A 22,107-nucleotide genomic window follows, 5' to 3' on the forward strand; every position below is an offset into this window, starting at 1 on the left:
CCATGACGTCTCCGGCGCGGCGTGCCGGGGACCTGCCAGAGTTTACAGGGCGCGTCCCGATGCCGCAGCGGCAAACTGTCTTCAGGCCTTGCCAGCCGGGGGCCACGCCCTGGAGAGGGAGGCGCTCGGGGAGGGGGGCGGCGAAGTGCCGATTCAAGCCCAGGCGCGACGGGCCGATGGGGTGGTTATCGGTTTCTGCAGTCCAGTGGGGAAAAACCAATGAACGAAAGCGTCGCCAGGGTGTTCGATCGGATTCTACGGGGGCTCGGGTTGAAGACCCTGAACGCCCAGTTCCTGCTGTCCTATGCACTGATGTTCGGCCTGGCCGCCTGCGCCTCGGTGGCGTTGTACCTGAGCATGTCGATCTCGCCGGAAACCATCAACGTGGCCGGCGCGCAGCGCATGCTCAGCCAGAAGATGGCCCGCGAGGCGCTGCAATTGCGACTCGGCGCCGGCGACCCAAAGGCCCTGGCCGCGACCATCGCCCAGTACGAACGTTCGGCCGCCGACCTGGATGCGGGCAATGCCGAGCGCAACGTGAGCCGGATGGGCGCGCCGGAGATCGCCGCCCAGCGGCAGAAGGTGGCGCAGATCTGGGGCCGTTACCGGGCCATGCTCGACCAGGTGGCACAGCCTGCCAGCCAGGTCGACTTGCACGGCTTCTCGCAGTATTCCGCCGAGCTGTTGGGCGAGCTGAACAACCTGGTCTCGCTGATGAGCGCGCGCGCCGACAGTGTCCAGCACACCCAGATGTGGATCGCCTTCGGTTGCCTGTTGGCGATCCTGGTGCTGGTGGTGCTCGGCCGGCAGTTCGGCCTGGCGCCGCTGATGCGGCAGTTGCGTGGGTTGGAGGTGGCGCTGACCGAGGTCGGTGCGGCGAACTTCACCCATGTCCTGGCGGCGGGCCATGCGGACAACGAGATCGGCCGCATCGTCGCTGGCTACGAGCGGATGCGCCAGGACGTCAGCGGTTTGCTGGCGAACGTCAAGCGCAGCGCGGCAGAGACCGACAAGGACGTGGCCGAGGCCCTGGAGCAGGCGCTCGGCGCCGGCGACCAGGTGGCGCGCCAGCACCAGGACCTGGACCAGGTGGCCACCGCGATGAACGAGATGAGCGCCACCGTGGCCGAGGTCGCCCGCCACGCCAACCATGCGGCGCATTCCACCCGCGACGCTGCGGCCCTGGCCCACGAGGGACGGCGTCTGGTGGAGCACGCCAGCAGCCAGACCGGTGCGTTGGCGGAGGAACTGGAACAGACCGCCCTGGCGCTGAACACCCTGCACCAGCATGCCGGCAGTGTCGGCCAGGTGCTTACGGTGATCAGCAGCATCGCCGAGCAGACCAACCTGCTGGCACTCAATGCCGCCATCGAGGCGGCACGGGCCGGGGAGGCCGGGCGTGGCTTCGCCGTGGTGGCGGACGAGGTGCGTTCGCTGGCCAACCGTACCCAGCAGTCGACCCAGGAGATCCAGGGGTTGATCGAACAGTTGCAGGACGGCGCCAACGATGCGGTCGCCGCCATGCGCGGTAGCGCCAGCCATGCCCAGAGCAACCTCGTCGAGGCCGACAGCGCGGCCCAGGCGCTGGGGCGCATCGTCGCCACGGTGGAAGAGCTGGACGGCCTCAACCAGCAGATCGCGACCGCCGCCGAGGAACAGAGCCAGGTGGCCCAGGACATCGATCGCAACATCACCAACGTCTCCGGACTCTCCGAGCAGGCCCACGAAGGGACCGCCGCAGTGCTTTCGGCCAACCAGAGGGTCAAGGAGCACATGGCTGGCTTGCGCGTGGTGCTCGGTCGCTTCCGTACCTGAGGTCGGCTGCGGGCGTCGGCGCTAGTCGGCGGACAGCTCGCGGATCAGTGCCACCGTCAGGTACAGGCGCGGGGCGATACTGGACAGTTCGAGGTATTCCGCCTCGCTGTGCAGGCCGGCGCCGACCACGCCGAGGGTTTCCAGCACCGCCGGCTTGTCGCTGCCGGGCACGTAGGCGTAGCCGGCGTCCGTGCCGAAGCGCATGGCGATCGGCTCGATGCGCTTGCCGATTCGGCCATAGAGCGTCTGCGCGGTTTCCGCCAGACGCTGCGAGGCGGGGTTCTTCACCAGAGGCGGACGACCCTTGTCGAGACGCAGACTGACTTCGGTATCGGCGACCAGGCGTTCGCCGGTCAGCTTCCGGGCGTCGGCCAGAACCCGCTCGCTCTCGGCCGGGTCCGAGTAGCGCATGTCGGCTTCCGCCGAAGCCTCGGCGGGAATGATGTTGCGCTTCTCGCCGCCCCTGGCGAGAGTCCAGTTCACCGTGGTGCCTTTCGCCGGATCGCCGAGATCCTTGAGACGCAGCAGCTGGTACGACAGTTCGAGAATGGCGTTGCGGCCTTGCTCGGGTGCCGAGCCGGCATGGGACGAGCGACCCTTCACCTCGAGCAGCAGGCCGTCGATGCCATTGGTGGCTACCGTCACTGCGTCCCGGTCCGGCGGCTCGTAGGAGAAGACGTAGTCCTGCTGCCGGGCCAGCTCGGCGATCAGTTGCTTCGAGCCGGCGGAGCCGGTTTCTTCGTCGGGATTGAACAGCACGGTGATCCGTCCGTAGTCCCTGAAGCCTTGCTGCCTGAGCAGCGCCAGGGCATGCAGCACCATCGCCACGCAGCCTTTGGCGTCGGCTACGCCGGGTCCGTAGGCGCGCTCCGCGTCTTCGCGGAACGGACGCTTCGCCGCGCTGCCGGCGGCGAACACGGTGTCGTAGTGAATCATCAGCAGGAAGCGCTTGCTGCCGGTGCCATCGAGGGTCGCCACCAGGTTGTCGCCGGCCGAGGGCGTCGCCGGTGCGCTGCGGACTTGCGCGCCGAGCGCCTGCAGACGTTCGGCGAGCAGCGCGGACAACCGGCCGAGGCCTTCGGCCTGGCCGGTACCGCTGTCCACCGCGACCAGTTGCCGGAGCGTGTCGAGGTAGGCCGGACGTTCGGCTTCGGCCTGGCGCAGCAGCTCGGCGGCTGGCGTGTCGGCAGCGAAGGCGGCGGGCGAAAGCAGGAAGGCGAGGGCGAACGGCAAGAGGCGGGGCAGGCGGCGGGCGTACACGGAAGGTCCTCGTCTGGCGGGCGGAGGCGGCGCGGTTGTGCGTCGCGTTATCCGATTGACCTTAGGTCATGAGACGGTTTCCGCCAGCAGCGCCTCGACCTTGCGCCGCAATTCTTCCAGCAGGGCCCGTTCCTCGGCCGAATAGTCGCGCGGTCGGCTGTCGAGTACGCAGACGGTGCCGTACGGGGTGCCGTCGGGCGCATGAACCGGATAGCCAAGGTAGTTGCTCAGGCCGAACTCGACTTCATCCTCATTGCCGGCCCATTCCGTCTCCTGGCGCGAGTCGCGCACGTGCAACGGGGCGTCGCGGTCGACCACGCGTTCGCAGTAGAGGGGGGTGGCGCCCTCTTCATGGACGCTCTTGCGGCCTTCCGCGCCGATCGGGTAGGTGTCCTCCAGTCGCCCGGCGGAGGCCTCGACGCGCATGTGCCTGGGGAGCGAGCGCATGATCAGTACCGACGGCACGTCGAGCCGGCGGGCCAGTGCGTCGATATCCCGGCGCAGGGACTCGAATCGTTCGGAGGATTTCGCCATGCCCGGCCTCGCCCATGTCTGGTGGATGAACGGCGACTGTAGCGGCGAAAGGGGGCTTGGCCTAAATACCCTTTGGTGCGCTCCCCCTCGCTCGAGCGCATAAGCGCCCGGCTGTCACTCCTCGGTCGGGCCGGGCAGGTACTCCAGCAGGTCTCCCGGCTGGCACGCCAGGTAGGCGCAGATGGCCTCCAGGGTAGCGAGGCGAATGCCCTTTACCTTGCCCTGCTTGAGCAGCGACAGGTTCTGTTCAGTGATGCCGATGGCCTGGGCCAGGTCCTTGGACCTGGCCTTGCGCAGGGCGAGCATGACATCCAGCCTGATTTCGATGGGCATGGGGGACCTCAGACGAACTGGCGGTTTTCCTCGGCGAGCAGGGCGGCCTTGCGCTGGATGCGCGCGATCACCATCACCGAGGCGGCGGCGAACAGGCTGACCAGTTCCGCCGAACCGAAGCTGAGACTGACGATGCGTTGCCCCTGGGGTTGGAGGAAGGTGACCCAGACCGTCAGCAGCGGTTCCAGCAGGAAGTTCGCCAGCACCCAGCAAGCCAGGCACAGGCCGACCTTGCCGAGCAGCGCCGCGGCGTCTTCGCAGAAATACTCGCCGCGCCCGTAGTGCTGGAACAGCCTTCGCAGCGCTTGCAGTCCGCTGGCCAGGACCAGCAGCGGCAGGCTCGACAGGAGGATGCCGCCGATTGCCTGCCAGAGCGGCATGTCCCGCGCCACAACGCCGAGATTGCCGGCGACACCGGTGGCGGTGAGGGCGAAGCCGAGGCCGTGCTCGCTGGCGAGGTTGGGGAAGATCCAGCACGCGGCGTTGAGCAACAGCATGCCGGCGATCAACAGCAGGGTCAGGGTAGCCATCAGGCGGCTGTAGCCGGCCAGGCGGTCGCTTGTCATCGGGGATACTCCTGGGAAGGTGGGCAGGCCCCTCGAAAACGAGGGAAACTGGAGTGATCATAACTTAATAATAAATTATCGTAAAACGATAATTTAATGCTCACTGCATCCGGGCCTGGAGCATTCCGCAAAATCCCCTCCGTGCCCGCCGGGGGCGCGGAGGGGGAGGCGTCCTAGTTCTGCAGCAACTGGACATTGTCGATGAACATCGACTCCTGCTGGTTACCGCTGAGGATCATCAGTTCAGCACGCTTGATCGGCCCCTTCGGCAATTGCACCTGCCCGCGCAGGCTGGCCCAGCGGCCATTCTCGACCACCTTGTGGCCCAGGGGCAGGTATTCGCCGGGCCGACCCTGGCTTTCCAGGTAGAGGTAGGCATAGGTCATGGCCTGCGAGCCGCGACCGTCGCCGACCCGCACGTCCGCGCTGAACGCGTAGGTCCGGCCTGCTTCCAGGTTGCCCAGCAGGCTGGTGCTCGCGCCGGTGCCGGCGTAGCGCCGCTGGTAGGCTTCCAGGGCCAGCCGTCCGGCGCTGGCGACGCGCGTGGCGCGGGCGCTGGCATGCACGCCGCTCCAGCCGCCGATGCCGCTCTCGAAGTCGTAGGCGATGCGTTTCGGCGCCGGCGGTACGCTCGGCGGCGCGGCCTGCGCTTCCTGCAGGTTCATCTCGTCGACCAGCAGGCTGGCGCCGCTGTCGCTCCAGACCGCCACGTACAGGTTGCGCTGGTCGGCGGCGGGACGGTAGTCGAAGGTCTTCTCCAGACGACTGAACTCATTGCCGCTGACCGATAGTTCGACGCTCTGCGCCGGGTTGTAGGCCAGGGCGCCATCGGCGCGTTCGCTGAGCAGCGCCATGCGCACGGTTTCACGGGTATTGGCGGCCTTGAGCATGACCTTGCCGCTCAGCCGGTAGCCGCTGCCGGCGCGCAGGGGGGCAATGGGGCGGACCAGCAGGTCGAAGCCACGCACGTCGACCAGCAAGGCATTGTCGCGGCAGCCCTTGGCGACGTTCACCAGGCTCAGTTGGGCGTTGCCGGACCATGCGCGCCAACCTTCCATGCTGGTGAACTCGCCATCGCCGAGCAGGCCGCCGAGCTTGGCTTTCGCGCACCATGGCAGGTCCGGCGGGGTCGGCGTGTCGCCGCCGGAGCCCGGGTTGACCGTGCCGGGTACCTTGGTCGGGCGAAAGTCGGCGATCTGCGTGGCCATGCTGTTCAGCGCGCGTACGGCGTCGGCGTGCTCTTCGCGGCCGCAGGGCTGGTTGGCGCATTCGGCTTTGACCAGGCGCGGGTTGGCGAAGAACGGCGCCTGCTTGTTGGTGCCGAAGGCGTGCGGATAGGCCATCACGGTGGCGAAGCGCCCCTGCACGCCGTAGCCGCGGCTCCATTCGTAGGTGCCGCTGTGGGCGTAGCGCGGATCGTAGTAGCTGGACTCCAGGTCCTGCTCGTAGGAGTGGCGCAGGCCCATGTTGTGGCCCGCCTCATGGGCGAAGGTGTTGAGCCCGCAGTCGACCCCGGTGAGGTTGTAGGCGATGTCCTTGGCGTTGCCGTGGAAGCGCCCGCTGTTCTTTTCGCCCGAGCCCATGTAGCCGATGCCGCAGGTGATGTAGCCATTGCCGCTGTTCTGCGAGCGGTTGACCAGGCTGACCAGGTCGGCGCCGTACTGCTCGCGCAGGCGCTGCACCTGCGGGTCACGCATGAAGCGATCGAGGTTGGCGCCGGTCACCGTCGGGTAGTCGGCCCAGTCCAGGCGCTGCTTGTGCACCAGGCGCAGGCGCAGATCGACGCCGCTCTTCTCGTAGGCGGTGTTGGCGAACTCGATGTAGCTGGCGATCCGCGCATCGATGTCGCGTCCGTTTCCGGTCTGGGTCGCCGCGGGGGTGTAGAGGACCATGATGTCGACGGTCTTCGGCGCGGCCTGGGCGGCAGAGGCCACCGCCAGGGCGAGGGTGGAGCAGAGCAGGGATTTCTTCATGGGTTGCCTGTATTCGGACAATAGGAAGCCATGGCGCCCCGAGGGCACCGCTGGGAAAACACGCTGGGAAGGTGGGCTCAGCCCTGGGCGGGCGGCGGCATCGGTGGCAGCTCGGCGAGCGGCGCGTCGACATGATCGCCGTGCGGGTCGCTACGCGCGGCGATGTCGTTCTCGTCGATCACGCGGGTCTTGCCGCTGCGGTTGTCGACGATGATCGAGTAGCTGCCGTCGAGGGTGGCGACATTGATGTGGGTTTCCAGGCTACCGCGCACCACGGTCAGGCTTTCCGCCTCGTCGCCGTCCACCAGGCCGCCGCGCCAGACCGGCAGGCCGGCGCTGTTATGGGTGCTGGCGAGGCGCGCCTGCAAGGGCCGCTCGCGACCCGGCAGGCTCATTTCCAGCACCTGGCCGAGCGCCAGCGTGTCGAGCAGGGCGGGTTCGACCTGCGCCAGGTATTCGGGAATGCCCTGGGCGCCTTCGCGGCTGCGCAGTTCGCCTTGCCAGAGCGTCACCCGCTCGCGTGGTGCGGGCGCCGCGACGGGGGCCGGGGCGAGCATGCGGGTAGCGTCCGCCGCCGTCGCCGTCGCCGTCGCCGTCGCCGCGAGCGCCGCTGCCGGGGCGGCGACGGCCTGGGCGGCGGGGGACTGGCGGACCTGCGGCGGTGCTTCGGGCGGAGCCGGGTCGAGCAGCCAGCCGCCGATCAGCGCACCGCCGATGGCGGCGGCCGAGGCTGCGTAGATCCATGTCTTGGCCACGTTGTTTCTCCTCTGAGTGAACGTGGCGCGGAGTCTAGGAAGAAGCCTCTCCCGGCGTGGCGGCAACCGTTCACATTTGCGCCAGGCCGCGCGCCGGCATAACGAAACTGCGAATCAGGCCGGAGCGCTGCGGGCGCCAGGTCACGTGCGCTCTGTGCGCTGTGGCAAGGCTGGCGTTCGGCCGCCACGCTGTGCGCGGCGGAAGGCTCCGGGCACCTGGCCGACCTCGCGCTTGAAGAACTTGACGAAATTGCTCGGCTCGTCGAAGCCGATGCGCTCGGCGATGGCGGCGACCGTTTCGTCTGTATGCGCGAGCAGGCGCCTGGCCTCCAGCGCGATCCGCGCCGACAGGTAGGCTTTCGCGGTGATCCCGGCGGCCGCCTGGCTGGCCCGGCTCAGGCTGCGTTCGGAAATCCCCAGCAGACGCGCGTACTCGCCGATCCGGTGATGACGCGGGAAGTGCTTCTCCACCGCTTCCCGAAAGCGTGCGAAACGTTGCAGATCGACGCCACTGGCGAGCGAGACCGGCTGTCGGCGGCGGGCGGCCAGTTCCAGGCGCAGGAGCAGTACCTGCAACTGGTGGCGCAGCAGGCTGTGGCGCAGCGCGCGGCTGTGCGGTAGGCGGGCGTCGCGGGCCATCTGCCGGAGCGCCCGCAGGCAACTGCGCTGTTCGTCGATGGCGGGGGTGAGGACGGCGGGCAGGGCTTCGGCGCAGGCGCCGGCCTCCAGGTCGTCGGCCATGCCGGCGCGATCCCGCGGAGCGACGAACTCAGGACGGAACATCAGCAGCCAGCCGGACCAGTCGGAGTCGCCGTCGAAACGATGCACCTGGCCGGGCTGGATGACCAGCCAGGCGCCGGCTTCCGCGGTGTGGGGGCGGAAGTCGATCCAATGGCCGCAGCGTCCGCGGACGACCGCCAGCAGCAGGTGGAAATCGGTGCGTTGCAGGGTTTTCAGGTGCGCCGGGGTGGTGCGCCGGCGCAGTTCGTCGAGGTCGACGATTTCCAGGTCCAGGCCGTACTCGCCCGGCGGCGCATATCGCACCTGCTCGACGGCGGGGGAAAGGGAACGCTGCACGGGGTTGTCCACTTTCGACCATTCAGGGGCCTGAATATACCTCGTTCGCCGCGCGCCGAGACCGGACAATCCCGGCGGACGGCGCGCCCATCCGGGGCTCGCCGGAACCGTCTAGGATATTTCGGGAGATGACCATGAGTGCGATCGCGATCGTGTATTTCAGTGGCTACGGGCATACCGCCCGGCTGGCGGAAGCGGTACGGGAGGGGGCGCAGTCGGTACCCGGCAGCCGCGTCAGCGTGCATGCCATCGATCCGCAGGGCGAATTGCCCGAGTCGGCCTGGAAAGCGCTGGAGGAGGCCGATGCCATCGTCTACGGCAGCCCCACCTACATGGGCGGCCCGGCCTGGCAGTTCAAGAAGTTCGCCGATGCCACCTCCAAGCCCTGGTTCGTCCAGCGCTGGAAGAACAAGGTGGCTGCCGGTTTCACCAATTCCGCCTCGGTGAACGGCGACAAGTACGCCACCATCGCCTATTTCTTTACCCTGTCCCAGCAACACGGCCAGGTCTGGGTCGGCACCGGCCTGTTGCCGGCGAACACCCGCGACAAGGGGCCCGAGGACGTGAACTGGACCGGAGGGTTCGCCGGGGCATTGGCGATCTCTCCGTCCGACGTGGGGGCGGACGAGGCGCCGCGCAATGGCGACCTGGAGACTGCGCGGCTGCTCGGGGCGCGGGTCGCGGAATTCGGCGCGCGCCTGGCGGCCTGACGTACATGGCCGGCGTGCCGGCCCTTCGTTTCGTGGGAGGTATCCGATGTTGCAAGACAAGCGTTTCCTGGTGACCGGCGTCAGCTCCGGGATCGGCGAAGCCACCGCCGTGCAGTTGCGTGCTGCGGGCGCCCAGGTGATCGGGGTGGACGTCCGGCCGCCGAGGGTCGCGCTGGAGGGTTTCTTCAGCGCCGACCTGGGTAGCCGCGACGCCATCGACGCGCTGGTGCGGAAAGTGCCGCAAGGGCTCGACGGGCTGGCCAACATCGCCGGCCTGCCGCCGACACAACCGGTGGAGGCGGTGCTGCGGGTCAACCTGGTGGGATTGAAGTACCTGACGCTGAAGATGCTGCCGCAGCTGGCGGACGGCGCCGCGATCGTCAACCTGGCTTCGCTCGCCGGAGTCGGCTGGGCGGATGCGTTGCCGACGATACGCGCCGCGGACGACCTGGATTTCGACGGTGTCGCCGAGTTCGCCCGTCGCCAGGGGATCGATGCGCAGCGCAGCTATTTCTTCAGCAAGGAAGCCTTGCTGGTGTGGACCTTGCAGAACCGCTGGACCTGGCGCGAGCGGGGGATCCGCATGAACGCGGTGAGTCCGGGACCGGTGGATACGCCGATCCTCGGCGACTTCCTGCGGACCCTGGGCGAGCGCGCCGAAGAAGACATGCGTACCATCGGCCGGCCGGGACGGGCGGAAGATATCGCGCCGGTGGTGAGCTTCCTGCTCGACGACGCCTCGCGCTGGCTATGGGGTGTCAACATCCCGGCCGACGGTGGCATGTTCGCTCATCTCCAGGCAACCCGGTACGGCCTCTAGCCGCGCCGGGGCCTCAGCCTCGCGCCAGTTGCAGGAGACGGGCGCGCTCCTGCATCAGCGGCCGGCAACTGCGGATGCCTTCGACGATGCTGTAGAGGCTTTCGATCTGCTGCTGGCTGAGGCTGTTGTTCTGGGCCCAGCCGAGCAACTGCAGCCAGGTCCAGCGGGCGATGGTCTCGCTCTGCGTCTCGGCCTTCCTGCGGTCGTCCCCGTCGCTCTGTCCGACCAGGGTCTCCACCAGCCCCGAGGCGCACAACGGCAGCAGCTCCCGGTACTGCTCCGGGTGCGTGTCGCGTAGGCGACGCAGGGCCATTATGGCGGTGGTTATCGAGTCTGAATCCAAGCTTTTGTTCACAGTTCACTCCTTGTGCGTACAGGCTGGCGGCTGGTTGATCCCTGGGCCGCGAGCAACTGTTCGATGAAACGCGTCAGCTCTTTCTTGAACTCGGGTGTCAGGCTGGACACCTTGAGGATGAGCTCGGCCAGCTCGTCCTCGGGGCAATAGAGGTAGGCCATGGGGACCTGGAGGACCATGGCCAGCTGTTCGGAAGTCCGCATGTTGGGGGAGTGCCGTTCGCGTTCGTATTGGTTCATCCGTGCGCTGGCGGAAAACTCGTCCATTCCCACCAGCATGCCCAACTGCTTCTGCGAGTATCCCGCTCTGATTCTTGCGGCTTTTAGCCGGGTACCTAGCATCCATACAACTCCCGTCCCGTTGGCCCGCTCGCTCAAGGTTGGGCAAATCTGGACAAGATGGAAGCTCAGGAATCCTTAGTTTTCGCCGTGCCGGAGGCTCTGTCGTCCGGGGCGGCGCGCGGTTTCGACGCCGTGTACGAGGCTGCGGCGGGGATATGCGTCGATGTCGTCGAGATCGCGCATGCTCCGGTTTTCTCGCGGCGAGCCGGAGTATATGCGAATTGCATAAAGGCAGACGCCGTTTCGTCGCCTGGGGGCGCGGGTCGTCGTCTCGCCAGAGGGGCGGGCCTCGGCGCCGAGGCGGCGGAAAACGGCGATCGGGACGATACTCGGGAAAGGTGGGCGTTGCGGAACCAAGCCTCGCCTTCCAGGACTAATAGCCGGGTTTCACGCAGAGGTCATTCCCATGAGAACAACAACAAGCATCCGCCGTGTCGCTGTCGTCCTGGCAGCGCTGCACCTGCTCACCTTCGCCGAGGTTCCGCTCGCCCAGGCAGCGATGATCGGTACTGCGGAAGTCATGCAGCAACAACAGCACAACCTCGATCGCCAGCAACTGCTGAAGATGCTCGACGACCAGGGTGTACAGAAGAAACTGGAGGCCATGGGCGTGCCCCGCGACCAGGTGGCGAGTCGCATCAACAGCCTGACCAACGCCGAGCTGGCGCAGTTCAACCAGCAGCTGGATCAGGCGCCGGCGGGCGGCATCATCGGTATCATCGTGTTGTTCCTGGTGATCTTCATCATCACCGACATGCTTTGCGCCACGGATATCTTCAGCTTCATCAAATGCATCAATCGGTGAGGCGGCTGGCAGGGGCACTGCTGGTCTCCGCAATGCTCGGCGGCTGCGCGCAGCCGCCGAGGCTGCCGCCGGAAAGCGCGGCGCTGCCCGCACGGGTGGAGCTGCGCGAAGTGCCGTTCTTCCCCCAGGAAGCCTACCAATGCGGTCCCGCCGCGCTGGCCACGATGCTCGGCCAGCGCGGCCTGGCGTTGACGCCGGGGCAATTGAAGGACGAGGTGTTCATTCCCGGTCGCGAGGGCAGCCTGCAATTGGAGATGGTCGCCGCGGCGCGCCGCCACGGCATGCTGGTCTATCCGCTGCAAGGCGGACTGGAGAGCGTGCTCGAGGAAGTCGCGGCGGGCAACCCGGTGCTGGTGCTACAGAACCAGGCTTTCTCCTGGTGGCCGCGCTGGCACTTCGCGGTGGTGGTCGGCTTCGATCGGCAGCGCCGCGAACTGGTGCTGCGCTCGGGCATCACCCGGCGCTGGGTTACCGACTTCACCAGCTTCGAATCGACCTGGAGGCGTTCGGGGCGCTGGGCGGTGCTGACCCTGCCGGGTTACCGCCTGCCGGCCACGGCAGCGGCGGTCCCGTGGCTCAAGGCCGCCAGTGACAGCGAGGAAACCGGCCACCCCGAGGTTGCCCGGCGCGCCTACGAAGAAGCCGTGCGACGCTGGCCTGAGGACGCCTTCGCCTGGTTCGCCCTGGGCAATAGTCGCTACGCCGCAGGCGATTCCGCCGCTGCCGAACAGGCCATGCTCACCAGCGTCGAGCGTCGCGCGGATTTCGCCGCGGGTTGGTTCAACCTGTCCCAGTTGCTGGCGGAAGGCGGTTGCGCGGCGCCGGCGCGCCAGGCGCAGGCCTGCGCGCGGGCATTGCAGCCTGGGGAAGCCCGTTTCGCCGCGGCCTTGCCGCAGGCCGTCGCACCCGCGGCTCGGTGCGCCGAGCTGCCGGCCTGTCCCGTTGGCGCGCCGCCCCGCTGAGGCGGCCGAGCCGAAGGTTGTCGGAACCCCGTTCCAGCGAGACGGTTCTATACCTGGAAGGACCCCACTCAGGTGCAGAACATGGCCAACGACAAGCGGACTTCGACCCCCACCCCCCGGCAACCGCCCAAGGGCGGTGCGGCGGGCAAGCGCCAGGGGCATGCGGCGGAGGGCTCGCGCAAGCCGCGTGCGCGCGACGAGGAGCGGAAAGAGAAACCGGCCGACGGACGTTCGGCCACGGCGCTGACCGCCAACGAGCGGCGGGAGATCGACGACAAGCAGCCACCGCGCGCCGCTGTCCTGCACGAGGTGATTCGCGTCCAGGGCGAACACGAGCTGCAGCGCACGGTGGCGGCACTCTGGTGGTCGGCGGTGGCCGCGGGGCTGACCATCGGCCTCTCGTTGATGGGCATGGGCCTGTTCCGCGCTGCCTTGCCCGAGCAGGAATGGGCGATCATCGTCAGCAGCTTCGGCTATCCCATGGGCTTCCTGGCAGTGATCCTCGCCCGCCAGCAACTGTTCACCGAAAACACCCTGACCGCCGTGTTGCCGGTGATGACCGAGCCGACCCTGGAAAAGGCCTGGCAACTGTTGCGTCTCTGGAGCGTGGTGCTGTTCGGCAATATCGTCGGTACGCTGCTGTTCGCCTGGGCGGTGCTGCATCTGCCGATCTTCAATGAAGCGGCCGACGCGGCGTTCCTCGAGATCGGCCGCGAGGTGATGCACAACGACCTGGCGCAGATGTTCGCCAAGGGCATCGTTTCCGGCTGGATGATCGCCACCATGGTCTGGCTGATCCCGGCGGCGGAGGGCGCGAAGATCTGGATCATCGCGATGGTCACCTACCTGATGGCGCTGGGCAGCTTCACCCACATCGTGGTGGGCTCGGCGGAGGTAGGCTACCTGGCGTTCGCCGGGGAAATCGGCTGGTCCGAGTTCCTGCTGAAGTTCGCCCTGCCTACCCTGGGCGGCAACATCGTCGGCGGTAGCCTGATCTTCGCCCTGATCAGCCATGCGCAGATCCGTAGCGAAGGTTGAGGCGCGGATGGAAAAAACGGCACCCCGGGGTGCCGTTCTGTCGACGCCGATTAGACTCCGAGCCTGTCGCGCAGGCTGTAGTACCAGGCGCCGATGGCGGTGAACGGTACGCGGAACAGCTTGCCGCCGGGGAAGGGGTAGTGCGGCAGGCCGGCGAAAGCGTCGAAGCGCTCGGCCTGGCCGCGCAGGGCTTCGGCCAGGACCTTGCCGGCGACGTGGGTGTAGGTCACGCCGTGGCCGCTGCAACCCTGGGAATAGTAGATGTTGTCGCCGATGCGGCCGACCTGGGGCAGGCGCGAGAGGGTCAGCAGGAAGTTGCCGGTCCAGGCGAAGTCGATCTTCACGTCCTTCAGTTGCGGGAAGGTCTTGAGCATCTTCGGCCGGATGATCGCCTCGATGTCCGCCGGATCGCGAGCGCCATAGATCACGCCGCCACCGTAGATCAGGCGTTTGTCGCCGGAGAGGCGATAGTAGTCGAGCAGGTAATTGCAGTCTTCCACGCAGTAGTCCTGCGGCAGCAGGCTGTGGGCCAGCTTCTCGCTCAGCGGCTCGGTGGTGATCACCTGAGTGCCGCAGGGCATCGACTTGGCTGCCAGTTCCGGGACCAGGCCGTTGAGGTAGGCGTTACCGGCGACCACGATGAACTTCGCCTTCACCTTGCCTTGCGGGGTATGCACCACCGGGTTGGCGCCGCGCTCGATGCGGGTCGCCGGGCTCTGCTCGTAGATTTTGCCGCCGAGCGACTCCAGCGCCGCGGCTTCGCCGAGGGCGAGGTTCAGCGGATGGATGTGGCCGCCGCTCATATCGAGCATGCCGCCTATATAGTTGTCGGTCGCCACCACCTCGCGGATGCGCTTGGCGTCCATGATCTCCAGCTGGTTGTGGCCGTAGCGTTCCCACAACTGTTTCTGCGCGCGCAGGTGATCCATCTGCTTCTCGGTGAAGGCGGCGAACACCCCGCCGTCCTTCAGGTCGCATTGGATACCGTAGCGGGCCACGCGCTCGCGGATGATGCGCCCGCCTTCGAAGGCCATCTCGCCGAGCAACTGCGCTTCGCGCTTGCCGACGGTGCGCTCGATCACGTCGATGTCGCGGCTGTAGCTGTTGACGATCTGGCCGCCGTTGCGCCCGGAAGCGCCGAAGCCGACCTTGGCGGCTTCCAGTACGGTGACCTTGAAACCATTCTCCAACAGGAACAGGGCGGTGGAGAGGCCGGTATAGCCGGCACCGATCACGCAGACGTCGGTTTCGACCTCGCCCTGGAGTTCCGGGCGGGGCGGCGCGGGATTGGCCGACGCGGCGTAATAGGAGGAGGGGTAGGGGGTGTGCGGCATCTTGCACCTCTGTTTTTTATTTTTTACGGATGCCCGGATGCTACCCGAGTCGAAATCGGCCGGCTAGCCTCCGTGCAAAATTTTCAACGGACCCCCTGAAAATAAAAATTCCACTTTTTCAGAGAGTTAGCGAAAAAAAAGCTTGACGGTGTTTTTGGGGTCTGTAGAATGCGCGCCATCAGCAGGCACGTAGCTCAGTTGGTTAGAGCACCACCTTGACATGGTGGGGGTCGTTGGTTCGAATCCAATCGTGCCTACCAAACAAATCCCGCACTGCTGGCGGGGCAAGAAAGGCGATCCGAAAGGGTCGCCTTTTTTCGTTTGCGCCCCGAAAAAGGCCGCTCGGCCCGTGCCCGCCTGGGCTCGCGCTTCATCGCATAGCCGGGATTGACAGTGGGGGCGGTCTTTTCCGACCCTAGCGCCTTCACGGATGATTCAGGCGACAAGGCTCATGACGACCTCTTCCGGTTCGCGTATCGGCGGACTTCTTCACGCTTCCCTTTTTTCCCTGCTCGGACTTGGCCTCCTGCTCGCCGGCGGTTTCAAGTCCGTCGAGCGGTACCATTTCCTGCGTACTGCGCAGGAAGCCCAGGGGACGGTCAGCGCCTTGAATGCCGGCGGTTCGCATCCGCAGATCGATTTCACCAGCGTTTCCGGCGAGCGGATTTCCTATCCCCAGGGTGGCTTCATCTTCGGCTACCAGGTGGGCGAGCCGGTTCGCGTCCTCTACGAGGCCGGGCGACCGGCGGCCAGCGCGATAGTCGACGATGCCGGCGCGCTCTGGGGAACCGGCGCTTTCCTCTGCGGCTTCGGCGCACTCTTCGGTATTGTCGGGCTCAGGGGATTGCTGGGCCTGCGTTCTTCCCAACCGACCCCAAAAGGACATTGAAGTCATGTCGCAACTTCCCATTCCCTTACCCCTCAACGAGAGTCGCTGGCGCTACGTGACGGCCAGCGGCTGAGGCGTGACCGTGGCCTTCCTGGCGGGCAGCGGCGGCTCCATCACGTTGCTCTCGCCGGAGGGTGAGAGCGTGTCCTTCCGCTATGGCGGGGTGGGGTGCGGTCGATCGTCCGGAGCGGGGAACGGTCGTCGGAGATTCCGAACCGGTGTGGATCGATTCTTTCCAAACAAGCCCATCCACTCGTTCGAGGTGTCGTGCTTGTGTCCAGGTTGATCATGCCCGGAGGGCCGTTGTCGCAAGAATCCGATGTCCGGATCTTCTGTTCACCCAAGGAGCGGCTGGACTTCTACCGGCGGGAAATCCACTACGAGACGGGCCAGCTATCCAGTCGGACCAACGCCTACCTGACGGCGCAGTCATTCCTGGTCATCGCCTATGCCTCGTCGATGGCCAACCTGAACCCGGCCTGGGGCGAGCTGTTCACCCTGGTGGTGCCGGCGCTCCTGGCCCTGCTCGGGATCGTCAATTCCCTGCATGCCTGGCCGGGCATCCAGGCATCCTCGGAGATCATCTGCCACTGGCAGTTCAAGCAGTCCTGCCTGCTGCACAGCGATCCGGAAATCGGCCTGGCCTATGATGATTCGCCATTGTTCAGTGAACGCGAGGTCAACCGCGGCAGCTTCGAGAAAACCTTGCTGTTTTCGCGACGCGTGCCGTTCCTGTTCGCCGGCTTCTGGTGTGCGCTGGGCGTGTTTTCGCTCTGGCTGCAACTGGCCGGCTAGCGGCGCCGCGCTGCCGGTCTCAGTGGCTGGGCGGTAGGCACAGGTCGATCCCCAGCAGGCGGGCGCCCAGGCCGCGCAACAGATAGGTCTCGATGTGACTGCCGTCCGCGCAGTCGAGCTGGTAGCCGAGGGCCAGACCGGCGGAAAGGAGGACGAAGAAGAACAGGCCGATGTGCTGGAGTTTGCTCATGATGCTTGGGTCGGTGACAGGAGGCAGGGGCGATTCTAGTGCAATTCGACGAGCGCCCGGAGTGGGTGCGTCCTTTTGCCGGCTCGCTGCGAACGTTGACGTGACGGGCGGGCGCATTTATAAGTCCGCCACCTCCAGCGAGACGATGGTCGAACATGCGCGACGAAGACGACATCCACGAGCCCGAGCACGACCACCTGCTGGACAACGAATACCTGGAGGACGAGTTCGACGCGGCGTCCGCCGAAGACTACCCCGATGGCGGCGAGGAGAGCGAAGCCGGGCCAGCCTGGCAACCCTGCGCTTGCTGCGAGGACGTGCTGGTAGCGAGGGACGCGGACGGGCACTACGTTTGCGCGGAGTGCGCGGCGCTCGACTGACGGCGGACCTTCCCTGGTGCTCCGCGTGGGGTTTCAGTCGCCGCCCTTCCAGGCGCCCTGGCTCGCCGCGGCGCGGAAGCGGGCGCGGTTGGCCGGCGTGTCGGCGGGTTCCGATTCACCGAAGATGGCTTTCATCCAATGGCCGTCGGTGGGATTGGGGAAGATCACGTACTTCTCGCCGAATGCCTTGCGGTCCTCGTCGAGCAGCCGGTTGCGCTGCGTCACGTCGTCGACGTAGTAGCGACGCTGGAAGTCGTTCAGGTTGTCGCCGAGCATCAGCAACACGTCGTACTGCGCGGCGATGGCTTTCTGCGCCGGCGCCTTGTTCGAGCTGTCGCGCAGGATGGTCACATGCTCTGCGTCGGCGAACGGCATGCGCAGGGCGCGCATGTTGCCCAGGGCATACTCCAGGGTCTTTTCGCCCTGGTCGCGGCTGGACACGTAGAAGATTTCCACGCCTCGGGACCTGGCGTATTCGAGGAACTCCAGGGCGCCGGGGGTCAGGCTCGGGCCGTTGGCTGCGACCCAGCGGTCCCAGACGGCGTCGTCGAAGAACTCCTTGTCCTGGCTGAGCAAGAAGCTCCAGTAGCTGTTGCTGCCGAGCAGGGTATCGTCGAGGTCGCTGACGATCGCCGGTTTCCTCGCCCCAGGCTGGCGCGCGGCCAGCGCCCGGTCCAGTCGATCGCGGGCAACGTTGAAGCCCTGGTAGTAGAGGGCGCGGTATTCGGCGGCGGTCTGCCGCCAGGCGACTGCGGCGGTGAGCAGGTTCGAGGCTGGCGTTGTGGCGGGCATCTGCTCCTGGGCGTGGAGCAGGGAGCTGGCCAGCAGCAGGGTGGCGGCGATTATTGTTGTTCTGGTTCGTGGCATGGATGGGTCCTGGGTAGTATGTCCGCGCGGGAATGGCGGTGTGTTTTCATACTTCAAGGCGTGCGGTACCACAATCGCGATGGCGCAATGACGTAACCGATTGACGCGTTGTCCGGGAAACGGCTGCGGCGGGCAAAAAAAATCCCGGCCGCGTGGAGCAGGCCGGGAAAGGATCCAGGGATGTACAGCGCCCTCAGCTTATGTCGGCGGCGGTTTCGATGAAGCTGCCGGATCTGGTAGGCGCGATTTTCGCGTCGATGTGTGACCCGCTTCGCCGACTATCCTGGCAAGTGGGGTCGCGAACCAATAGGATTTGCGGGTTTTATTCAATCTGGGTGAATGCGTGCAGGAAATCTACTCTGAAGAACAGATGCGCAAGGCGCTGGGCCTTGCCGAAACGCGACCGAAAAAGGTCCGGACCGAGGCCAGCCAGCCGGTCCGCTACACCATCGTCGAACTGAGCGTGCGCAAGGGCGGGGCGGGATTGCCGCTGCGTTTCGAATATCGCTCGCGCTCCATCAGCAAGGTCACCGCGCAACTGGAAGCGGAGAAGGAAGCCAAGCGCCAGGGTTACCAGGTCTGGGCGCTGCTGGATATCCGTCAGATCTGAGCGAGGCGCCTGCGCGGGGCGCGGCATTGTCCTGGTCTCGGTCCGGCTGCTAAGGTGCGCAGCCCATCGATACAGGAGTCCGGAACATGGAACTGACGATCTTCCAGGTCGACGCATTCGCCGACGGTCCCTTCCAGGGCAATCCGGCCGCGGTCTGCCCCCTCGATGCCTGGCTGGACGACGAGCGCCTGCAGGCCATCGCGGAAGAGAACAATCTTTCGGAAACCGCCTTTGTCGTCGGCCGCGACGGCGACTATCGATTGCGCTGGTTCACGCCGCAGGTCGAGGTGGACCTGTGCGGCCACGCGACCCTGGCGACGGCCTGGGTACTGATCCACAAGCTCGACGACGCTTCCCCGGTACTGCGTTTCGCTACCCGTAGCGGTGAGCTGAGCGTGCGGCGCGAGGGCGACTCGCTGGCGATGGACTTCCCGGCCAAGCGTCCGGAGCCTTGCGCGACACCGGACGGACTGCTGGAGGCGCTGGGTATTGCCGAGGCGGAAGTGCTGAAGACCGACGATTACCTCGTGGTGGTCGACGACGAAAAGACGATCGCCGCCCTGGCGCCTGACTTCGCCCTGCTGAAGGGCTTGCCGTGCCGCGGGGTGGCGGTGACCGCGCGCAGCCAGCGCTTCGATTTCGTCTCGCGCTGGTTCGGGCCCAACGTCGGCGTCAACGAAGACCCGGTGACCGGTTCCGCGCATACTTCCCTGGCGCCGTACTGGGCGCAACGCCTGGGCAAGACCCGGCTGAACGCCGAGCAGGGCGGGGCGCGCAAGGGGCGCCTGGAATGCGAAGTGCGCGGCGAGCGGGTGGTCATCTCCGGCAAGGCGGCGTTGTACATGAGCGGTACGCTCCATCTCTGATCCCGAAGCAGGAGTGCGACGATGCCGGCACCGCAGGTAGGCGTGGGCGTCCTGATCTTGCGGGACGGCAAGGTGTTGCTGGGGCGCCGCAAGGGCAGCCACGGCGCTGGCTGTTGGTCGGCGCCCGGTGGCCATCTCGAGTTCGGCGAGGCGGTAGAGGACTGCGCCCTGCGCGAAGCCCTGGAAGAGACTGGCCTGGTGCTGAGCGAACTACGCCACGGCCCGTTCAGCAATGACGTCTTCGAGGGGCGCCACTACCTCACCGCGTTCATCCTGGCCGGTTGCGCGGAGGATGCCGAGGCGCGCCTCATGGAGCCGGACAAGTGCGACGGCTGGGCCTGGTTCGACTGGGCCGATCTGCCGGAGCCGCTGTTCGCGCCCCTGGCGAGCCTGCGCCGGCGGGGCTATTCGCCCTTCGACCCGAAGCGCTGAGCGACAGGCAAAAAAAATCCCGACCGCGGGGGAGCTGGTCGGGAAATACCCTTGGGGTTCGCACACACCGTGAGCATAGGCCAGTCCGCAACGGCATCAAGAGGAGCCTGTTCGAACTGCTAGGCTCCTTTGAGGCCGTTCCGCCGTCGTCACCTCCGCTCGACAGCGAGCGAAGGGATTGCCCGCTTGCGTTGCGGTATCCAGAACAGCGTCAGCGGCAGCAGCGAGACCCAGCCCAGGAGGACATCGCCGGCCAGGTGGATGTGTTCGCCGGGCATCAACAGTCCCTGCAGGAACATCAGGCCGAAGTGCGCGGCATTGGCCGCCACGGTGAAGTCGATGAACAGCCGGTGGCGGAAGGGCTGGCTGGCGGCGCGCCAGAGGAATGCGCCCCAGACCAGGTAGATCGTCGAGATCATCAGCTCATAGTGCTGTCCGCCGCCTTGCTGGTCGCCCCAGCGAACCAGGCGGAGCAGCAGGCGCCCGGCGTCGGAGTCGAGCAGCGACTGGTCGAGCCGCAGGAGCAGCGTGGCCAGGGCCAGGCCGAAGAACAGCAGGAAGCCGCCGGCCATCAGGCGAATGCTCAGGGTCAGCCAGGGCGTGGCGGAAACCGGGGAAGGGGAGGCCGTCATGCAGATCACCTGTAGGCCATGTCGATGGCGTTGCCTTCGGTCAGATCGTCGAAATCCGCACGGCGGAAAGGGCGCTCTTCCCGGACGATGGTGCGCACCCGTTCGATGTATTCGCGCATGGCGCGGCGGGTATTGCCCTGGGAGGCGGCGGAGAGGAAGCCGGCCTTTTCGCTGGCCATGCCCTCCGTCCAGTCGCGGGACGCCGCCTGGTAGATCGAGCGCTTGATCAAGCGCACCGCTTGCGGTGAGCGCCGGGACAGGCGTTGCGCCAGCGCGTCGGCGGCTTCCAGTAGCTCCTCCGCTGGCGCCAGCCCGTTGACCAGGCCCAGCGCAAGGGCCTGGCGCGGCTCCAGCAGTTGTCCTTCCAGGCACAGCTCCAGGGCCCTGGCCACGCCCAGGCTGCGCGCCAGCATCTGGGTGCCGCCGCCTCCCGGTATCAGGCCGATGAGTACTTCCGGCTGGCCGAGGAAGCGTTCCACCTGGTCGTCCTCGGCCATCAGGCGCAGGTCGCAGGCCAGCGCCAGCTCGCAGCCGCCGCCCAGGGCCAGGCCGTTGATCGCGGCGATGAACACCTTGTCCATGCGGCGCATGTGCGCGGTCACCTCATGGAACAGGTTCATGTCGGCGACGCCTGCCAGCAGGGTGCGCCGCAGCAGCTTCCTCGCCCCAGGCAAGTGGCGCAGGAGGCTTTCGCTTTCCAGCAGCAGGCGTGTCAGCCAGGCCGGCATGGAAAAGGTGATGGGGGCGACGGCGCGCTCGATCTCGTCGACGTCGAAGTGGGTCAGGAAGACCCCGTCCGCCGCTCCGGAAAGGATGACGGCACCGATGTCCTGGCGTTGCTCGAGGTCCTCCAGCAGGTCGGCCAGCTCCTGCATCACCGCCGTGGTGAGGAAGTTCGCCGGGGGATTGTCGAGCAGGACTTGCAGGACGCGTCCTCGTTGTTCTACGCGCAGGTGTCGCGGTGCTAGAGTCATTGCGGCTTCCTCATTGGATAACGAGCGTTATATAACGATCATTATCCAATGTGACGACATCGTCTCCCCAACCAACGGATAGTCGGCATGCGCTACAAACCGGAACAGAAACAGGCCACCCGCGCCCTGCTGTTGAGCAAGGCCGCTCCGCTGGTGAAGCGCCAGGGCTTCGCCAGCACCGGCCTGGACACCTTGATGAAGGCGGCTGGTCTTACCACCGGGGCGTTCTACTCGCAATTCTCCAGCAAGGCGGAGTTGCTCGAAGCGATCCTGCAGCGCGAGCTGAGCGCCCAGCAGGATGCCTTTCCGCTGGACAGCCTGGAGCAACTGGCCGGCGCCACCCGTCTCTATCTCAGTCGCGGTCATGCGCAGCATGCCGACATGGGCTGCCCGATCCCGGCGCTGGCCGCCGAGGTGGGCCGGGCAGGGCCCGAGGTGCGGGAAACCTTCGAACGCGCCCTGGAACAGCGGCAACGGCGGCTGGCCGAACTGATGGGCGACGAGAACCGGGCCTGGGTGCTCACCTGCCTGTCGGTCGGCGCGGTGCTTCTCGCGCGTGCCCAGGCGAGCGAGGTGGCGCGCGACAAGGTCCTGGATGCGGCGCTGGAGCATGCGCTGGGCTTGCTTTCGGCGAGCGGAGCGGCTTCGCCGCAAGCGGACCGGGACTGATTGCACAACTGCAATGTTCGGCGTCTAGCGTCAGGCTCTCCCTCCGACAGGTAAGCCCATGAACGCCCATCATCTCGAACTCGCCAAGGCCCTGCTGGTGTTTGCCCTTGCCGTCGCCGGCCTGG

At 66.6% G+C, this 22,107-nt stretch carries 27 protein-coding genes, 1 tRNA gene and 1 pseudogene; 15 read left to right on the forward strand and 14 right to left on the reverse strand.

What is annotated here, in order from left to right:
- The first annotated feature begins 219 nt into the window (after window positions 1-219).
- Window positions 220-1,815 (forward strand): nitrate chemoreceptor McpN, encoded by a 1,596-nt coding sequence (gene mcpN, locus HMPREF2886_RS18270; protein WP_042164876.1) that lies wholly within the window; start codon window positions 220-222, stop codon window positions 1,813-1,815.
- 21 nt (window positions 1,816-1,836) lie between these two features.
- Here the strand turns inward: mcpN and HMPREF2886_RS18275 are convergent, their stop codons facing one another.
- From HMPREF2886_RS18275 to HMPREF2886_RS18305, 7 genes are all read right to left on the reverse strand, one after another.
- Window positions 1,837-3,075 (reverse strand): M20/M25/M40 family metallo-hydrolase, encoded by a 1,239-nt coding sequence (locus HMPREF2886_RS18275; RefSeq protein ID WP_070748000.1) that lies wholly within the window; start codon window positions 3,073-3,075, stop codon window positions 1,837-1,839.
- Window positions 3,076-3,141: 66 nt separating this feature from the next.
- Window positions 3,142-3,609, reverse strand: a complete 468-nt coding sequence (locus HMPREF2886_RS18280; protein WP_033978883.1) for a GAF domain-containing protein — start codon at window positions 3,607-3,609, stop codon at window positions 3,142-3,144.
- A 114-nt stretch (window positions 3,610-3,723) separates the two neighbouring features.
- A complete protein-coding gene (locus HMPREF2886_RS18285; protein WP_003108924.1) occupies window positions 3,724-3,942 on the reverse strand; it encodes a helix-turn-helix domain-containing protein in 219 nt (72 codons plus the stop codon).
- A gap of 8 nt (window positions 3,943-3,950) precedes the next feature.
- A complete protein-coding gene (locus tag HMPREF2886_RS18290) occupies window positions 3,951-4,508 on the reverse strand; it encodes a DUF2975 domain-containing protein (protein ID WP_033974146.1) in 558 nt (185 codons plus the stop codon).
- A 173-nt stretch (window positions 4,509-4,681) separates the two neighbouring features.
- Window positions 4,682-6,481 carry a metalloendopeptidase Mep72 gene (gene mep72 / locus HMPREF2886_RS18295; protein ID WP_033978884.1) on the reverse strand — a complete coding sequence of 600 codons (1,800 nt, stop codon included), beginning with the start codon at window positions 6,479-6,481 and terminating at the stop codon, window positions 4,682-4,684.
- A 77-nt stretch (window positions 6,482-6,558) separates the two neighbouring features.
- A complete protein-coding gene (locus HMPREF2886_RS18300) occupies window positions 6,559-7,236 on the reverse strand; it encodes a biofilm-associated metzincin protease inhibitor BamI (RefSeq protein ID WP_070748003.1) in 678 nt (225 codons plus the stop codon).
- A 141-nt stretch (window positions 7,237-7,377) separates the two neighbouring features.
- Entirely contained in the window at window positions 7,378-8,313 is a 936-nt protein-coding gene (locus tag HMPREF2886_RS18305; RefSeq protein ID WP_042165720.1) for a helix-turn-helix transcriptional regulator, read from the reverse strand.
- Window positions 8,314-8,447: 134 nt separating this feature from the next.
- On the opposite strand from HMPREF2886_RS18305, the gene HMPREF2886_RS18310 reads away from it, so the two are divergent.
- Together HMPREF2886_RS18310 and HMPREF2886_RS18315 are read left to right on the forward strand one after the other, a co-directional pair.
- Window positions 8,448-9,023 (forward strand): flavodoxin family protein, encoded by a 576-nt coding sequence (locus HMPREF2886_RS18310; RefSeq protein ID WP_033974141.1) that lies wholly within the window; start codon window positions 8,448-8,450, stop codon window positions 9,021-9,023.
- A gap of 46 nt (window positions 9,024-9,069) precedes the next feature.
- Window positions 9,070-9,843: a coniferyl-alcohol dehydrogenase gene (locus tag HMPREF2886_RS18315; RefSeq protein WP_070748005.1), complete on the forward strand. Its 774-nt coding sequence runs from the start codon at window positions 9,070-9,072 to the stop codon at window positions 9,841-9,843.
- 13 nt (window positions 9,844-9,856) lie between these two features.
- Here the strand turns inward: HMPREF2886_RS18315 and HMPREF2886_RS18320 are convergent, their stop codons facing one another.
- Both HMPREF2886_RS18320 and HMPREF2886_RS18325 read right to left on the reverse strand, forming a co-directional pair.
- The gene (locus tag HMPREF2886_RS18320; protein ID WP_003119898.1) at window positions 9,857-10,198 is read right to left on the reverse strand and encodes a PA2781 family protein; all 342 of its coding nucleotides are present in this window, start codon (window positions 10,196-10,198) and stop codon (window positions 9,857-9,859) included.
- The gene (locus tag HMPREF2886_RS18325; RefSeq protein ID WP_003115217.1) at window positions 10,195-10,539 is read right to left on the reverse strand and encodes a helix-turn-helix domain-containing protein; all 345 of its coding nucleotides are present in this window, start codon (window positions 10,537-10,539) and stop codon (window positions 10,195-10,197) included. Before HMPREF2886_RS18325 ends, HMPREF2886_RS18320 begins: the two co-directional genes overlap by 4 nt.
- Before the next feature lie 406 nt (window positions 10,540-10,945).
- Between HMPREF2886_RS18325 and HMPREF2886_RS18330 the strand changes: the two genes are divergently transcribed.
- The 3 genes from HMPREF2886_RS18330 to HMPREF2886_RS18340 all read left to right on the forward strand — a co-directional run bounded on the left by HMPREF2886_RS18330 (window position 10,946) and on the right by HMPREF2886_RS18340 (window position 13,344).
- Window positions 10,946-11,344, forward strand: coding sequence for a PA2779 family protein (locus HMPREF2886_RS18330; RefSeq protein WP_039026879.1), 399 nt, complete (start codon window positions 10,946-10,948; stop codon window positions 11,342-11,344).
- Window positions 11,345-11,376: 32 nt separating this feature from the next.
- Entirely contained in the window at window positions 11,377-12,306 is a 930-nt protein-coding gene (locus HMPREF2886_RS18335) for a PA2778 family cysteine peptidase (RefSeq protein ID WP_083318571.1), read from the forward strand.
- Window positions 12,307-12,387: 81 nt separating this feature from the next.
- Window positions 12,388-13,344, forward strand: a complete 957-nt coding sequence (locus HMPREF2886_RS18340; RefSeq protein ID WP_033974133.1) for a formate/nitrite transporter family protein — start codon at window positions 12,388-12,390, stop codon at window positions 13,342-13,344.
- Between the two features lie 50 nt (window positions 13,345-13,394).
- Here the strand turns inward: HMPREF2886_RS18340 and HMPREF2886_RS18345 are convergent, their stop codons facing one another.
- Window positions 13,395-14,678 carry an NAD(P)/FAD-dependent oxidoreductase gene (locus HMPREF2886_RS18345; protein WP_058173584.1) on the reverse strand — a complete coding sequence of 428 codons (1,284 nt, stop codon included), beginning with the start codon at window positions 14,676-14,678 and terminating at the stop codon, window positions 13,395-13,397.
- 183 nt (window positions 14,679-14,861) lie between these two features.
- Between HMPREF2886_RS18345 and HMPREF2886_RS18350 the strand changes: the two genes are divergently transcribed.
- From HMPREF2886_RS18350 to HMPREF2886_RS18360, 4 genes and pseudogenes are all read left to right on the forward strand, one after another.
- Window positions 14,862-14,938, forward strand: a tRNA-Val gene (locus HMPREF2886_RS18350).
- A gap of 191 nt (window positions 14,939-15,129) precedes the next feature.
- On the forward strand, window positions 15,130-15,567 hold the full coding sequence (gene tsi4, locus HMPREF2886_RS18355) for a type VI secretion system immunity protein Tsi4 (RefSeq protein ID WP_070748009.1): 438 nt from the start codon (window positions 15,130-15,132) through the stop codon (window positions 15,565-15,567).
- Window positions 15,568-15,571: 4 nt separating this feature from the next.
- A pseudogene (locus HMPREF2886_RS35035) lies at window positions 15,572-15,787 on the forward strand (hypothetical protein); the annotation flags it as partial.
- A 53-nt stretch (window positions 15,788-15,840) separates the two neighbouring features.
- Window positions 15,841-16,362: a hypothetical protein gene (locus HMPREF2886_RS18360; protein WP_003122551.1), complete on the forward strand. Its 522-nt coding sequence runs from the start codon at window positions 15,841-15,843 to the stop codon at window positions 16,360-16,362.
- Between the two features lie 19 nt (window positions 16,363-16,381).
- Here HMPREF2886_RS18360 and HMPREF2886_RS18365 read toward each other — a convergent pair whose 3' ends face one another.
- A complete protein-coding gene (locus tag HMPREF2886_RS18365) occupies window positions 16,382-16,552 on the reverse strand; it encodes a hypothetical protein (RefSeq protein WP_003090834.1) in 171 nt (56 codons plus the stop codon).
- Window positions 16,553-16,707: 155 nt separating this feature from the next.
- Between HMPREF2886_RS18365 and HMPREF2886_RS18370 the strand changes: the two genes are divergently transcribed.
- A complete protein-coding gene (locus HMPREF2886_RS18370; protein ID WP_033974125.1) occupies window positions 16,708-16,932 on the forward strand; it encodes a hypothetical protein in 225 nt (74 codons plus the stop codon).
- A gap of 33 nt (window positions 16,933-16,965) precedes the next feature.
- Here the strand turns inward: HMPREF2886_RS18370 and HMPREF2886_RS18375 are convergent, their stop codons facing one another.
- A complete protein-coding gene (locus HMPREF2886_RS18375; protein ID WP_070748011.1) occupies window positions 16,966-17,799 on the reverse strand; it encodes a 5'-nucleotidase, lipoprotein e(P4) family in 834 nt (277 codons plus the stop codon).
- Window positions 17,800-18,169: 370 nt separating this feature from the next.
- Between HMPREF2886_RS18375 and HMPREF2886_RS18380 the strand changes: the two genes are divergently transcribed.
- From HMPREF2886_RS18380 to HMPREF2886_RS18390, 3 genes are all read left to right on the forward strand, one after another.
- Window positions 18,170-18,409 (forward strand): hypothetical protein, encoded by a 240-nt coding sequence (locus HMPREF2886_RS18380; protein WP_033974120.1) that lies wholly within the window; start codon window positions 18,170-18,172, stop codon window positions 18,407-18,409.
- An 86-nt stretch (window positions 18,410-18,495) separates the two neighbouring features.
- Entirely contained in the window at window positions 18,496-19,275 is a 780-nt protein-coding gene (locus tag HMPREF2886_RS18385) for a PhzF family phenazine biosynthesis protein (protein WP_033974117.1), read from the forward strand.
- A gap of 21 nt (window positions 19,276-19,296) precedes the next feature.
- Window positions 19,297-19,707, forward strand: coding sequence for a nucleotide triphosphate diphosphatase NUDT15 (locus HMPREF2886_RS18390; RefSeq protein WP_033974114.1), 411 nt, complete (start codon window positions 19,297-19,299; stop codon window positions 19,705-19,707).
- 149 nt (window positions 19,708-19,856) lie between these two features.
- Here HMPREF2886_RS18390 and HMPREF2886_RS18395 read toward each other — a convergent pair whose 3' ends face one another.
- Together HMPREF2886_RS18395 and HMPREF2886_RS18400 are read right to left on the reverse strand one after the other, a co-directional pair.
- Window positions 19,857-20,339: a DUF6632 domain-containing protein gene (locus HMPREF2886_RS18395; protein ID WP_070748013.1), complete on the reverse strand. Its 483-nt coding sequence runs from the start codon at window positions 20,337-20,339 to the stop codon at window positions 19,857-19,859.
- Between the two features lie 5 nt (window positions 20,340-20,344).
- On the reverse strand, window positions 20,345-21,313 hold the full coding sequence (locus HMPREF2886_RS18400; RefSeq protein WP_033974112.1) for an enoyl-CoA hydratase/isomerase family protein: 969 nt from the start codon (window positions 21,311-21,313) through the stop codon (window positions 20,345-20,347).
- Between the two features lie 87 nt (window positions 21,314-21,400).
- Here HMPREF2886_RS18400 and HMPREF2886_RS18405 point away from each other — a divergent pair, with 87 nt between their 5' ends.
- The gene (locus tag HMPREF2886_RS18405) at window positions 21,401-21,982 is read left to right on the forward strand and encodes a TetR/AcrR family transcriptional regulator (RefSeq protein ID WP_033974110.1); all 582 of its coding nucleotides are present in this window, start codon (window positions 21,401-21,403) and stop codon (window positions 21,980-21,982) included.
- The last annotated feature ends 125 nt before the right edge of the window (window positions 21,983-22,107 follow it).

The organism is Pseudomonas sp. HMSC066A08, assembly GCF_001813025.1.
In the GTDB taxonomy this organism is placed as follows: domain Bacteria; phylum Pseudomonadota; class Gammaproteobacteria; order Pseudomonadales; family Pseudomonadaceae; genus Pseudomonas; species Pseudomonas aeruginosa.

Coding starts and splice junctions, on each gene's coding strand:
- HMPREF2886_RS18365 (WP_003090834.1), bottom strand. CDS start 16,552: ATGAGCAAACTCCAGCACATCGGCCTGTTCTTCTTCGTCCTCCTTTCC.
- HMPREF2886_RS18340 (WP_033974133.1), top strand. CDS start 12,388: ATGGCCAACGACAAGCGGACTTCGACCCCCACCCCCCGGCAACCGCCC.
- mep72 (WP_033978884.1), bottom strand. CDS start 6,481: ATGAAGAAATCCCTGCTCTGCTCCACCCTCGCCCTGGCGGTGGCCTCT.
- HMPREF2886_RS18370 (WP_033974125.1), top strand. CDS start 16,708: ATGCGCGACGAAGACGACATCCACGAGCCCGAGCACGACCACCTGCTG.
- HMPREF2886_RS18330 (WP_039026879.1), top strand. CDS start 10,946: ATGAGAACAACAACAAGCATCCGCCGTGTCGCTGTCGTCCTGGCAGCG.
- HMPREF2886_RS18400 (WP_033974112.1), bottom strand. CDS start 21,313: ATGACTCTAGCACCGCGACACCTGCGCGTAGAACAACGAGGACGCGTC.
- tsi4 (WP_070748009.1), top strand. CDS start 15,130: ATGACGACCTCTTCCGGTTCGCGTATCGGCGGACTTCTTCACGCTTCC.
- HMPREF2886_RS18290 (WP_033974146.1), bottom strand. CDS start 4,508: ATGACAAGCGACCGCCTGGCCGGCTACAGCCGCCTGATGGCTACCCTG.
- HMPREF2886_RS18390 (WP_033974114.1), top strand. CDS start 19,297: ATGCCGGCACCGCAGGTAGGCGTGGGCGTCCTGATCTTGCGGGACGGC.
- HMPREF2886_RS18395 (WP_070748013.1), bottom strand. CDS start 20,339: ATGACGGCCTCCCCTTCCCCGGTTTCCGCCACGCCCTGGCTGACCCTG.
- HMPREF2886_RS18280 (WP_033978883.1), bottom strand. CDS start 3,609: ATGGCGAAATCCTCCGAACGATTCGAGTCCCTGCGCCGGGATATCGAC.
- HMPREF2886_RS18310 (WP_033974141.1), top strand. CDS start 8,448: ATGAGTGCGATCGCGATCGTGTATTTCAGTGGCTACGGGCATACCGCC.
- HMPREF2886_RS18385 (WP_033974117.1), top strand. CDS start 18,496: ATGGAACTGACGATCTTCCAGGTCGACGCATTCGCCGACGGTCCCTTC.
- HMPREF2886_RS18380 (WP_033974120.1), top strand. CDS start 18,170: ATGCGCAAGGCGCTGGGCCTTGCCGAAACGCGACCGAAAAAGGTCCGG.
- HMPREF2886_RS18345 (WP_058173584.1), bottom strand. CDS start 14,678: ATGCCGCACACCCCCTACCCCTCCTCCTATTACGCCGCGTCGGCCAAT.
- HMPREF2886_RS18375 (WP_070748011.1), bottom strand. CDS start 17,799: ATGCCACGAACCAGAACAACAATAATCGCCGCCACCCTGCTGCTGGCC.
- mcpN (WP_042164876.1), top strand. CDS start 220: ATGAACGAAAGCGTCGCCAGGGTGTTCGATCGGATTCTACGGGGGCTC.
- HMPREF2886_RS18405 (WP_033974110.1), top strand. CDS start 21,401: ATGCGCTACAAACCGGAACAGAAACAGGCCACCCGCGCCCTGCTGTTG.
- HMPREF2886_RS18325 (WP_003115217.1), bottom strand. CDS start 10,539: ATGCTAGGTACCCGGCTAAAAGCCGCAAGAATCAGAGCGGGATACTCG.
- HMPREF2886_RS18315 (WP_070748005.1), top strand. CDS start 9,070: ATGTTGCAAGACAAGCGTTTCCTGGTGACCGGCGTCAGCTCCGGGATC.
- HMPREF2886_RS18285 (WP_003108924.1), bottom strand. CDS start 3,942: ATGCCCATCGAAATCAGGCTGGATGTCATGCTCGCCCTGCGCAAGGCC.
- HMPREF2886_RS18335 (WP_083318571.1), top strand. CDS start 11,377: ATGCTCGGCGGCTGCGCGCAGCCGCCGAGGCTGCCGCCGGAAAGCGCG.